Genomic DNA, 12,311 nt, shown 5'->3' on the forward strand with positions numbered 1-12,311 from the left:
TTCGGCGACACCGATCGCGCGGCACACCGGTAGGTGACCGGTCCGGACTGAGCCGAGCCTCGGCGCGATCGAAGAATCGATGCCGATCGTTCGCGGACGACTTCTCCCCAGATGTCCGCTGCTCCCCTGGATCCCTGAGCGGGATCGGCGAGACCGTCGATCCCGCCGCGGCTGAAGCTAGAGGCACCGCGTTCGCAGCAGCAAGCAGTTACCTACGGCTTCACTCGAACAGAGCAAAGTCGGGCTTTTTCGGTGCGGTCAGCGAGTTCTGCGCAGCGCCCACGCGCGCAGACCGCGGAAACCCTGCACTTTCGTAGGGCCGATGGACGTGAGGGAAAAGGCCGGGTTCTCCCGCAGCGCAGCCGCGAGCTCGCGATCCACCAGCACCGAGGCGGGACGTGCGACGGAGGTCAACCTGCTGGCGATGTTCACCGTGGATCCGTACACGTCACCGAACCGCGCCAGCACGGTGCCGCGTGCCAGTCCGATGCGCAGCGGTGGCAGCCTGCCTTCCCCGGTGATCTTCTCGTTCAGCGTCAGCGCGATCTCGGCCGCTTCCGCCGACGTGTCGGTGACGAACAGGACTTCGTCGCCGACCGTCTTCACGATCCGGCCGTGGTTCTCGGCGACCACACCGGTCGCCAGCTCCTCGAAGTCGTTGATCAGCCCCGCCAGCTCGACCTCGCTGAAGTCCCGGATCAGGCGGGTGTAGCCGACCAGGTCGGCAAAGCCGATCACCTGCACCCGCTCGTCCACCCCCGGGTCGCCCTCGCTGAGCTCGCGGGCGGCGGTCGCGGCCAGGTGCCGCCGCCAGACGTAGCCCTGCAGGTGGTCCATCACCGGCGTGATCGCCTCCGCGAATTGCGCGGTGATGTCCAGGTCTTCGGCGAAGCGGTCGCCGAGCACCGCTTTGAAGATTCCGACCTGCCATTCGGCCAGTCGCGACATGGTCTGCGCCAACGTCCTGGCGACCGCGGTCTCCACCTCGGAGGTGATCACCTCGGCGGAGACCAGCTGCACGAGCATCTGCAATGCCTGCACGTCGGCGTCGGTGAACACGACCGCGTCGTCGTCGACGTGCGCGAAGCCCATCGCCTGCCAGAGCCGTTCCGCCCGTGCGAGGTCCACACCAGCCGCCTCGGCCACGTCGGCCTTGCGGTACTTCGGGTGCCCGCCCAGCAGGGCCTCGCCGATCAGCGCCTCGCTGCCCATCGAGCGTTCCGCGTCCGGCCCGGAGGCCGCAGGGTCATCGCGAGGTTCGGACAACGAGCACATCGCAATCCGCCCGACGGCACACGTCCGCGGGCACCGAGCCGAGCAACCGGCCTTTGAGCGTGTTCAGCCCCCTGCTGCCGACGATCAGCAGATCCGCCGACGAGCTGTTGGCGGTCTCGATCAGCGAGTTCACCGGAGCGCCCACCACCGCGACGGTGTCCACGTCGGACGCACCCGCCTGCCGCGCCTCATCGGCGGCCTCCAGCAGCGTCTGCTCGGCAGGCGCGGAACCGACCACCTGGAACGCCTCGTCGCCGAGCTCGTCCTGAGCCTGCTCCACCTCGCGCTCGCTGCTCGGGTAGTAGGCGCACACGACGACCAACTTGGCAGCGGAGTCACGCGCGACCTCGGCGGCACGGCGCACCGCCCGCAACGAAGGCGGCGAGCCGTCGGTGCCGACGACGACGCTGCGGTAACTGGACATCTGGTGATCACCCTCCATCGCGTGACACGCACCTCGCGCGGACGTGAACACTAACGAGCGCGAAGCCGCCCCGTCACGCGAACATCGCACTCTCTCCCACCCGGACGCGGACTGGAGTCTCGGCCGGTCATCACGGCCGATGCCGAGTTCCGCACGCAAGGCGAGATCGAACGGCGTCGCGGCCGCGACCTGTTCTTGATCATCGTAGGAGTGCACAACGAACACCGGCAAACCTCGTTGGCCCCGACAACCACCGGGCTTTCCCGGAGCGCGTATTTTTCGCCGGAATCGACGGACCCTCACCAGGAGGATGCCATGGCGGTACCAGGGCTCAGCCCGGGCAGCGGAGTACTGCGGCGCAAGCCGATCGACTCGATCGCCGAGGACAACGAGGAGTCCGGCACCGGGCTGCAACGAACCCTGGGGCTCTGGCAGCTCACCGCGATCGGGGTCGGCGGCATCATCGGCGCGGGGATCTTCTCGCTGGCCGGGGCGGTAGCGCACGGCAAGGCGGGACCGGCAGTGCTCGTCTCGTTCCTGATCGCGGGCATCGCAAGTGCCGCAGCGGCGTTCTCCTACGCGGAATTCGCCGGCATGATCCCGAAAGCGGGTTCGGCCTACACCTACGGTTACGCGGTGCTCGGCGAGGTGGTCGGCTGGCTGATCGGCTGGGACCTGCTGCTGGAGTACACCGCGATCGTGTCGGTGGTCGCGATCGGGATCTCCGGTTACTTCAACGAGCTGCTCGGCTTCCTGCACCTCGACCTGCCGATGTGGATGCTGGGCGCACCGGGCACCGAGGGAACCGACGCGCCACCCGGCAGTTACAAGATCAACCTGTTCGCGGTGGTGCTGTGCCTGCTCATCGCGTTCGTGCTGAACCAGGGCATGCGCAATGCCGCCCGGTTCGAGAGCGCCCTGGTCTACCTGAAGGTCGCGATCGTGCTGCTGGTGCTGATCGTGGGCGCGTTCCACATCAAAGCGGGCAACTACACGCCGTTCTTCCCGTTCGGGATCAGCGGCGCGGTAACCGGGGCGGCGACCGTGTTCTTCGCGGTGTTCGGTTACGACGCGCTGAGCACCGCGGCCGAAGAGTCCAAGGAATCCCAGAAGCACATGCCGAAGGCCATCCTGTACTCGCTGATCATCTCGATGGTGCTGTACGTGCTGTGCTGCCTGGTGCTCACCGGGATGATCCCGTACCAGCAGATCAGCTCGGAGAGCGCGTTCGCGACCGCCTTCGCCGACGTCGGGCTGCCGGTGGTGGGCGCGATCATCGCGGTCGGCGCGATCCTGGGCATCCTCACCGTGCTGTTCACCTTCATGCTCGGCGCGACCCGAGTCGGGTTCGCGATGAGCCGGGACGGGTTGCTGCCGCGCTGGTTCTCCCGCACGCATCCGGTGCGCAAGGTGCCGTCCAGGTTCACCTGGCTGATCGGCATCGCCGCCGCCGCGATCGCCGGCCTGCTGCCGATCGAGGAGGCCGCGGAGCTGACCAACATCGGCATCCTGCTGGCGTTCGTCGTGGTGTGCGCGGCGGTGATCGTGCTGCGCTACCGGCGGCCCGACCTGCCGCGCGGCTTCCGCACGCCGGGGATGCCGATCGTGCCGGTGATCGGCATCGTGTTCTCGCTGTGGCTGGTGACGTTCCTGGAACCGCTGACCTGGTTGCGCTTCGGCGCCTGGTTCGTGCTCGGCTTGATCGTCTACGCCGCGTACGGATACCGGCACTCGCTGCTGCACCGCGGGCGTCAGCACGAGGAGTCCTGAGCCACCGTCGCTGCGCGGGGTGCCCTGCCTCGCCAGGTGGGGCCCTCGCAGCGAAATGGCCTGCGCGCACCGGCATAGCCCGGCCGCAATGCCGCCGAACGACGGACGGGCCGTCGAGGCCTTGCCGGCCGTGCAGTGTCGGCGGTGCGAAGTGCACGCGCTGAGCAATCCCGGGACGTACCCGACCGCGCGGCCGTGCTGCGTCCGGGGAACGACGCGTTCTTCCCCTGATGACGACGCGCTCGCTCTGGACGATCGGTCGCTCCCCCTGCAGAAGTGGGCTTTCTCCAGCGATGACGACGTATCGGAACCGCCGTTCCGCGATGAGTTCACAATCACCCGATCCGCCCGTTCAACGGTGCCTTGCGTCACAGCGTCTTCCGGCGACCCGGTTCTAGGGTGACCTCGTCGTCGATCAGGCGGCGCCGGTGCGGGATCGGCTGCGCGCGCCGCACCGGAGCCGATCCTCAACGTTGAGGGGTGTGCGCTGTGACGCGAGCCCGCGAACTGAGCCCGTACGTCGAATTGCACCGGCAGCAGTGGCGGGAACTGCGCAACTCGATGCCGCTGCCGCTCTCGCACGCGGAGCTCGAGGCGCTGCGCGGCCTCGGAGAACCGGTGGACCTCGAGGAGGTCGCCGACGTCTACCTGCCGCTGTCGCGGCTGATCAACCTGCAGGTGGCGGCCCGGCAGCGGCTGCACACCAGCACCACGACCTTCCTCGGCGAAGCCGCGCCGAAGGTGCCGTTCGTGATCGGCGTCGCGGGCAGCGTCGCGGTCGGCAAATCCACCACCGCGCGGATCCTGCGCGCGCTGCTGGCCCGCTGGCCGGCCCACCCGCAGGTCGACCTGGTGACCACCGACGGCTTCCTGCACCCGAAGGCGGAGCTGGTGCGGCGCGGCATCATGCACCGCAAGGGGTTCCCGGAAAGCTACGACCGGCGCGCTCTGCTGCGGTTCGTCACCGAGGTCAAATCCGGGGCCGAGGCGGTGTCCGCGCCGGTGTACTCGCACCGTGCCTACGACATCCTGCCCGATCAGGAACAGGTGGTGCGGCAGCCGGACATCCTCATCCTGGAGGGGCTGAACGTGCTGCAGCCGGGGCCGAGCCTGGCGGTCTCCGACCTGTTCGACTTCTCGATCTACGTGGACGCGCACACCGAGCACATCGAGCGCTGGTACACCGACCGGTTCCTGGCGCTGCGCGGCACCTCCTTCGCCGACCCCGATTCGCACTTCCACCACTTCGCCGGACTGTCCGATGAGGACGCCCGGGTCGAGGCGCGGCACCTGTGGCACACCATCAACCGGCCGAACCTGGTGGACAACATCCTGCCCACCCGGCCGCGTGCGACGTTGGTGCTGCGCAAGGACGCTGACCACGCCATCAACCGGGTGCGGCTGCGCAAACTCTGAGCATGCGGGCGGCCGCGATCGCCGCCCCGGCGGCTCGCGTCCGACCAGATCCGTCCACCGCACCGGCGGCGACCCGTTTCGCGGCTGATCGATGCCCGAGCGGTGCCGCGTGCACCGTCGATCGGCGACCTGGCGGTGATGGCGCGAACGGCAGCGGGGTGAAGGGCCGGGAGATGAACGGCGGGGGCCGGGACGTTCGCCGAGCCGGGTTGTGCTGCGCTGGAGATCCATGCATTCCAGAGTGCCCGCATCGAACAGCGGTTCGCATCACTTGATCGGGTGGTCTCGACGCGGGCCGCTCATCGGTTCCGCTCGTTGCGCCGGTGCAGCAGCAGGTGCAGGTGCGCAGCGAGCCGCTCAGCAGGATCGGACAGATCGATCCCGCTGATCTCGCCGGCCCGCCGGATGCGGTAGCGCAAGGTGTTCGGGTGCACGTGCAGCGCGGCACTGGCCGAACGCACGTCGCCGAAGGACTCCAAGTAGCTCAGCAACGATCTGGCCAGCGCACCGGTGTGCTCCGCGTCGTGCGCGCACAGCGCGTCGATCCTGGGGTCGCGGAAGCGCTCGTTGCCGCCGAGAACGGTGAGCAGCTCGCTGAGCACCACCCGCGCCCGCACGTCCGCGATCGTCGCTATCCGGTTGTCCACGTCGTGCGCCATCGCGTCCAGGACGCGGTCCGCTTCGGCCCGCGAGCGCGATACGTCCTCCAGCGTCGGCACCGCCGCCCCCACACCGGCCTGCACCCCGGCGCGCAGGTGCTGTCCCGCGGCCGCGACGATCTCCCTGGTCATCCCGAGCACGCCGGAAAGCGCGGTCCCGGGCAGGTCGGGCAGCAGCGCGTACACCCGCGAACCGAGGTTGGTGACCAGCGCGCTGCGCCGATAAGCGGCCGCGTGCACGGAGATGAGGCTGGTCATCTCGGTGCGCTCCAGTTCCAGCTCGGACCGGTCCGAAACCCCGGCGCGCCCGCGCAGGGTGAACACGACGACCACCGCTGGGCGGTCCGCATCGGCGCCGATGTTGCCCGCCACGGAGGCGGCGTCGACCTTGCCGTCCAGCAGCCCGGCCAGCAGGTTCTCCCGCAGCTTCGGCGCCGCGCTGGCCTCCGCCCGCTGCCGGATCAGGTGCACCGCGGCGACCCTGGCCGCGCCGAGCAGCGCGCGCTGCGAACGTTCCTCGAGCGGTTTCGCGCCTTCCTGCACCCAGATCGTGCCCAGCGGCTGCGAACCGGCGTGGATGCCGATCGCCATCCGGCGCCGAATGCCCAGCTCGGGACGTTCGCCGACGTGCACGATCTCCTCGCCGGAACGCAACCGCTCGTAGACGCTCCACTCGCGCAGCATCGCCAGGTACGATTCCGGCCCGCGCCGCCCCAGCACCGACAGCCTGCGCAGTTCGTCGACGTCGTCGTCGGAGCGGGAGTAGGCCAGCACCCGGCTGGCGGTGTCCTCGATGCTGACGATCCCGTCGGTCATCGCCGCCACGGTCTGGGCCAGCGAGAACAGGTCGCCGAGGGTTTCGCCGGCGTCGGCCTCCACCGTCAGCCGCGCGTTGTCCACGACCGAGCGAGCCAGCGACTCCAGCTGCTCCCACCGCACCTCGGGCCGCACGCCGAGCACCGCGACACCGGCGTCGAGGGCGGTGTCGCGCAGCGCTCGCGAGTCCTGATCGGTGTGCACCTTCACGGCCACCGCGGCCGCCCCGTCCCGTGCCGCGGAGCGCACCTGCCGCACCGCGGACCGCCCGCGCGCGCCGATCACCAGCACGAGGTCGCCGGGATGGGTCTCGGCGTCCTCGTCCGGGTCGATGATCACGACATCGCACACGTGCTGGTCGAAGCCGCGCGGCGCGGCGAGCAGGTCGACCAGGGGCTCACCGACCGCCACGAGCAGTTGCCGCAGCGGAGCCCCGGGCAGCGGAATGGTCTTGTCCAACCGAACAACACGCTCCCCTCAATGATGGCTGATCGTACAGCCGCGCGGCGCTTCCACGCTCCTAGTCTTCGAATAACCCGGTTCTTCCTCCGAAAGGCCGGGGAACCCCGCCAACAACGCACTACGCGCGAGGAGGCGACATCGCCATGGACGCCATCACCACCGTCCCGGCACCGGTCAACGAGCCGGTGAAGTCCTACGCCCCCGGTTCGGCCGAGCGGGACTCGCTGCAGAAGCGGATCGCCGAGTTGGAGTCCGAGCGCGCCGAACTCACCAGCACCATCGCGGGCGAGCAGCGCATGGCGGGTGGAACGCCGTTCGACGTGGTGCAGCCGCACAAGCACGCCCACGTCCTGGGCACTTCCGCAGAGGCCACCCGCGCGGACGTCGCCGACGCGGTCCGGGCCGCGAAGCGAGCCGCTCCGGAATGGGCCGCAACGCCGTTCGACGAGCGCGCCGCCGTGCTGCTGCGCGCCGCGGATCTGCTGTCCGGTCCGTGGCGGGACACCATCAACGGCGCCACCATCCTCGGGCAGTCCAAGTCGGTGCAGCAGGCCGAGATCGACGCGGCCTGCGAGTTCATCGACTTCCTGCGGTTCAACGTGCACTACGGCAACCGGATCCTGGCCGAGCAGCCGAACTCGGTGCCCGGCGAGTGGAACCGGATGGAATACCGGCCGCTGGACGGGTTCGTCACCGCGATCACGCCGTTCAACTTCACCGCGATCGCCGGGAACCTGCCGACCGCTCCGGCGTTGATGGGCAACACGGTGGTGTGGAAGCCGACGCCGTCGCAGCAGTTCGCCGCGCACTTCACCATGCGGATGCTGGAGGCGGCCGGGCTGCCCCCAGGCGTGATCAACCTGGTCACCGGGCGCGGCGAGGCGGTCAGCGAGGTGGCGCTGGCCGACGAGGACTTCGCCGGGCTGCACTTCACCGGCTCCACCGCGACGTTCAAGAAGCTGTGGCGGACCGTCGGCGACAACCTCGACGGCTACCGCAGCTACCCGCGCATCGTCGGCGAGACCGGCGGCAAGGACTTCATCGTCGTGCACCCTTCGGCCGAGCGGGAGCCGCTGGCCACGGCGTTCGCCCGCGGCGCGTTCGAGTACCAGGGCCAGAAGTGCTCGGCGGCGTCCCGCGCCTACGTGCCGCGGTCGATCTGGGAATCCGGGCTGCGCGAGGAGCTAGCCGACCTGGCGCGGCAGATCAGCTTCGGCGACGTCACCGACTTCTCGCACTTCGGTGGGGCGGTGATCGACGCGCGCGCGTTCGCCAAGCACCGCGCCGCGCTGGACCGGGCGGCGAACACCGCCTCGCTCGAGGTGCTGGCAGGCGGCGGCTACGACGACTCGACCGGCTACTTCGTGGAGCCGACCGTGCTGGTCGGCACCGACCCGGCGGACGAGGCGTTCACCACCGAGTACTTCGGACCGATCATCGCGGTGCACGTCTACGACGACGCCCGCTACTCGGAGATCCTGGACGTGGTGGACGGCTCCAGCCCGTACGCGCTGACCGGCGCGGTCTTCGCCACCGACCGCTCGGCGATCGACGAGGCGCACCGCAAGCTGCGCCATGCCGCCGGGAACTTCTACGTCAACGACAAGCCCACCGGCTCGATCGTGTCCCGGCAGCCCTTCGGCGGCAGCCGCGCGTCCGGCACCAACGACAAGGCGGGTTCGCTGTTCAACATCCAGCGCTGGACCAGCCCGCGGGCGATCAAGGAGACGTTCGTGGCACCGACCCGGCACACCTACCCGCACATGGGCTGACCCCGCTTCCCGCCGCACTAGAGGAGATCCGATGCTGCGCACGGCATTGCTGGCGGCGGCGCGGGAGCCCCGCGTCCGCCACCTGGTCGAGGCCAACCCGCTCACCCGCCCCGTCGTCGACCGCTACATCGCCGGAACGACCGCCCAGGACGCGGTCCGCACCACGCGCGCGCTGGCCGATCATGGCCTGCACGTCACCCTGGACCACCTCGGGGAGGACACCACCGACGCGGACAAGGCGGCCGCGACGGTGGCGGCGTACCGGACGGTGCTGGACTCGCTCGGCTCGGCCGGGCTCGCCGATCGAGCCGAAGTTTCGGTGAAGCTGTCCGCGGTGGGCCAGTTCCTGCCCGGTGACGGGGCGAAGATCGCGCTGGCGAACGCGCAGCGGATCTGCGAGGCGGCCGCGGCGGTGGGCACCACGGTCACCTTGGACATGGAGGACCACACCACCACGGATTCCACTTTGGACATCTTGCGGGATCTGCGGGTGGACTTCCCATCGGCGGGAGCGGTGCTGCAGGCGTACCTGCGCCGCACCGAGCAGGACTGCCGGGACCTGGCGTCGGCGGGCTCACGAGTGCGGCTGTGCAAGGGCGCCTACGCCGAGCCGGAGTCCGTTGCCTTCCCGGACAAGTCCGAAGTGGACCGTTCTTACGTGCGGTGCTTGAAGACGCTGATGAACGGCGAGGGCTACCCGATGGTCGCCACGCACGACCCGCGGATGGTGGCGATCGCCGACGACCTGGCGCAACGGGCCGGGCGGTCACCGGAAAGCTTCGAGTTCCAGATGCTGTACGGGATCCGCCCGGCCGAGCAGGAACGACTCGCCGCGGAGGGCAAGCGGCTGCGGGTCTACCTCGCCTACGGCGACGAGTGGTACGGGTATTTCATGCGCCGGCTGGCCGAGCGCCCCGCGAACATCGCCTTCTTCGCCCGATCGCTGCTCGGGAGGGGCTGAGCGGTACCGGCGCGCTCACGCCGCAGGTACGGGCGGCTGCGGGTAGGGCTGGTGGCAGACGGCCTGGTTGATCGCGTCGGCGGCGTCGTAGATGATCGGGACCGCCCGTTCGCCCAGCATGAAGACGTTCAGCGACATCGACACCTGTTGCCTGCCGTCGGCCGTGGAGAACGCATAACTGCTGTAGCCGGGGATCGAGCCGGTGTGGCCCCACAACGTGACACCGCAGGTCAGCTCGATGTTCTCCAGACCGAGTCCGTAGTCGGGAAAGACCGGGTCGCCACCGGGCACGGCCCGCAGCATCTCGTCGACCAGCGGACGCGGCAGCAGCTCGCCGCGGAACAGCGTGCGGTAGAAGCGGTTCATGTCCGCTGCACTGGAGACCATCCCGTACGACGCCCACGCGAACGACGGATCGAGCTCGGTCAACGGGTACCTCGTCGGATCGCCGGTCTGCTCGGGCAGCACGTGGTGACCGGTCGCGTGCGGCCCGTTGATCAGCGGGTAGTGCACCGGCAGGTAGCTCTGCCGCATCCCGGCTGGACCGAGGACGCGATGTTGGAACACCGCGCTCAACGGCTCGCCGGTGAGCTCCTCGACGATCATGTCGAGCACGATGTAGTTGGTGTTGCTGTAACTCCACTGCTGCCCGGGTTCGGCGACCGGCCCGTGCGCGACGGCCAGGTCCACGAGCTGGCGAGGTGCGAAGGGCCGGTGCACGTAATCATCGGGAAATCGGAACTCCGGCGCCTGCGCGTAATCGAAGAGCCCACTGGTGTGCTGCAGCAGGTTCCGCACGGTGATCCGCTCGTCCCCCGGAACCACGTCCGGCAGCACTTCGGCCAGCGGCTGGTCGAGACCGAGGCGGTTTTCGTGCACCAGTTGCAGCACGATCGTCGCCGTGACGCTCTTGGTGAGGCTGGCGACCCGCCACCGCCCCCGCTGCGGCACCGGCGCACCGGTCCGCAGGTCGGCGACACCGCTGCGCAACACGGTTTCCGAACCCGGCTCGGAGTGCCGGTACAGCACACCCGGCACACCTTGCTCGACCATGCGGTCCAGCGCGTCCTGCACCTGCGGCTCGGCGGGCGCCGCCGCCACCTGCCCCGGTGCGCACAGCAGCACCAGGGCCGTGGCGACGAGACTCCACGTTCGCTTCGCCATCCGCCCTCCTCGATCAAGGAGGAGGCTACTCGCGCGACCCCGCCGCAGACGATCTTGCTGTTCGCTGCACGCCCGCCTGCCATGCGTCCGGCCGCCCCACCGCCGGCCAGGACGACGCAGATCGTTTCCGCGATTTGGCCGGTCGGCGCACCAGGCGCGGCGAGTGGGCCCGGCTCAGCCCGGTTCGGAATCAGCCCGTTCGGTCCCCTCCGCGCTGACGTCCACGCGCACCCGGGAAATCCGCAAGCCTTCCATGGCCAGAACGGTGAACTCGTGCCCCAATGCGCGCACGGATTCACCGGCGGCGGGAATGCGGCCGAACCGCCCGAGGACGAATCCGGCCAACGTGTCGTACGGCCCCTCCGGCAGCACGACACCGGTCTTGTCCTCAACGTCGTTGCGGTGCAGCATCCCGTCGAGCTCGAAGACACCGGCAGCGGACGTGGTCGCCGCGCGCCCACCGGGGTCGTACTCGTCCCAGATCTCCCCGACGATCTCCTCGCCGAGATCTTCGACGCTGACGATGCCATCGGTGCCGCCGTACTCGTCGGCGACGACGGCCAAGTGGCTGCCGTCGCGGCCGCGCATCCGGGTCAGCGCGGCCAGCACCGGCTTGGTTCCCGGCATGACGGCGATCGGGCGTGCCAGCCCGCCGACCGTGCTCGCGCCGCGGCGGCCGCGGGTCGCGGTGTACAGATCGCGGATGTGCACGAACCCGACCACGTCGTCGGGCGATGCTTCCCGCATCACCGGGTAGCGCGAGTGCGGTTTTCCCGCGACCTCTTCGGCCGCCTCCCGCGGTGACATCGCGGCGTCCAGGAAGTGCACCTCGGTGCGGGGAACCATGACTTCGCTGAGCACCCGATCACCTGCCTCGAACGCGTCGATGATCAGCCGGCGCTCCTCCACGGTGAGCTGATCGCTGGCGCGGACCATGTCGCGCAGCTCCTGCTCGCTCACCGAGCCTTCCGCCTCCCGCGGGCTCAGCCCCATCAGCCGCACCACGGCGTTCGTCGACTTCGACAGCAACCAGATGACCGGACGGCAAGCTGTCGCCACCGCGTCGAGCACTCCGGCCGCCGCGAGCGACACCGCCTCGGGCTTCTGCAACGCGAGCCGCTTCGGCGCCAACTCGCCGAACACGAGCGAGAGGTACGAGACGAACACCGTCACCGCGATCAACGACACCGTGGCCGACAGCCCCGCGGGCAGTCCCCAACCGGACAGCGCGGGTTCCAGCCGCACGGCGATCGTCGCCCCGCCATAGCTGGAGGCGAAGAACCCGGTGAAGGTGACGCCGATCTGCACGGCGGACAGGAACCGGTTCGGATCGGCTTTCAGCCGTGCCACGCCCCTACCGCGCCGTCCGGCTTCGGCGAGCCGGTGGACCTGGGCGTCCCGGAGCGAGACCAGCGCGATCTCCGCAGCGGCGAAGAAGCCGCCGAGCAGGACGAACAGCAGAACCAACGCCAGGTTCGCCGCGACGCCATCCATCCCGCAATCGTGACCGCCGAATCCCCGGACCACCAGCGGGCGGCGCGTCCACCGCCGCCGCGAGGAGAATCATCGGGGCGATCACACCAGCCAGCACC

At 69.6% G+C, this 12,311-nt stretch carries 9 protein-coding genes; 4 read left to right on the forward strand and 5 right to left on the reverse strand.

The features are described from left to right. Positions 1-258: 258 nt before the first annotated feature. Positions 259-1,266, reverse strand: a complete 1,008-nt coding sequence (locus IJH84_RS15675) for an adenylate/guanylate cyclase domain-containing protein (protein WP_367269031.1) — start codon at positions 1,264-1,266, stop codon at positions 259-261. After that, positions 1,247-1,699 (reverse strand): universal stress protein, encoded by a 453-nt coding sequence (locus IJH84_RS15680; protein ID WP_200069858.1) that lies wholly within the window; start codon positions 1,697-1,699, stop codon positions 1,247-1,249. Before IJH84_RS15680 ends, IJH84_RS15675 begins: the two co-directional genes overlap by 20 nt. A gap of 315 nt (positions 1,700-2,014) precedes the next feature. Between IJH84_RS15680 and IJH84_RS15685 the strand changes: the two genes are divergently transcribed. Next, positions 2,015-3,469, forward strand: coding sequence for an amino acid permease (locus tag IJH84_RS15685; RefSeq protein ID WP_295145731.1), 1,455 nt, complete (start codon positions 2,015-2,017; stop codon positions 3,467-3,469). Positions 3,470-3,958: 489 nt separating this feature from the next. Next, a complete protein-coding gene (gene coaA, locus IJH84_RS15690; protein WP_295145733.1) occupies positions 3,959-4,885 on the forward strand; it encodes a type I pantothenate kinase in 927 nt (308 codons plus the stop codon). 299 nt (positions 4,886-5,184) lie between these two features. Here the strand turns inward: coaA and IJH84_RS15695 are convergent, their stop codons facing one another. Next, entirely contained in the window at positions 5,185-6,819 is a 1,635-nt protein-coding gene (locus IJH84_RS15695; RefSeq protein ID WP_295145734.1) for a CdaR family transcriptional regulator, read from the reverse strand. A 146-nt stretch (positions 6,820-6,965) separates the two neighbouring features. Between IJH84_RS15695 and pruA the strand changes: the two genes are divergently transcribed. Both pruA and IJH84_RS15705 read left to right on the forward strand, forming a co-directional pair. Continuing rightward, entirely contained in the window at positions 6,966-8,594 is a 1,629-nt protein-coding gene (gene pruA, locus IJH84_RS15700; RefSeq protein ID WP_295145735.1) for an L-glutamate gamma-semialdehyde dehydrogenase, read from the forward strand. A gap of 31 nt (positions 8,595-8,625) precedes the next feature. Beyond that, the gene (locus IJH84_RS15705) at positions 8,626-9,555 is read left to right on the forward strand and encodes a proline dehydrogenase family protein (RefSeq protein ID WP_295145738.1); all 930 of its coding nucleotides are present in this window, start codon (positions 8,626-8,628) and stop codon (positions 9,553-9,555) included. A 15-nt stretch (positions 9,556-9,570) separates the two neighbouring features. Here IJH84_RS15705 and IJH84_RS15710 read toward each other — a convergent pair whose 3' ends face one another. After that, positions 9,571-10,719 (reverse strand): serine hydrolase, encoded by a 1,149-nt coding sequence (locus IJH84_RS15710; RefSeq protein WP_295145740.1) that lies wholly within the window; start codon positions 10,717-10,719, stop codon positions 9,571-9,573. A 174-nt stretch (positions 10,720-10,893) separates the two neighbouring features. Next, complete coding sequence (locus tag IJH84_RS15715; RefSeq protein ID WP_295145742.1) at positions 10,894-12,213, reverse strand: hemolysin family protein; 1,320 nt, start codon at positions 12,211-12,213, stop codon at positions 10,894-10,896. Between the last annotated feature and the right edge of the window lie 98 nt (positions 12,214-12,311).

Origin of the sequence: Saccharopolyspora sp., from assembly GCF_017434145.1 — a bacterium.
In the GTDB taxonomy this organism is placed as follows: domain Bacteria; phylum Actinomycetota; class Actinomycetes; order Mycobacteriales; family Pseudonocardiaceae; genus Saccharopolyspora_C; species Saccharopolyspora_C galaxeae.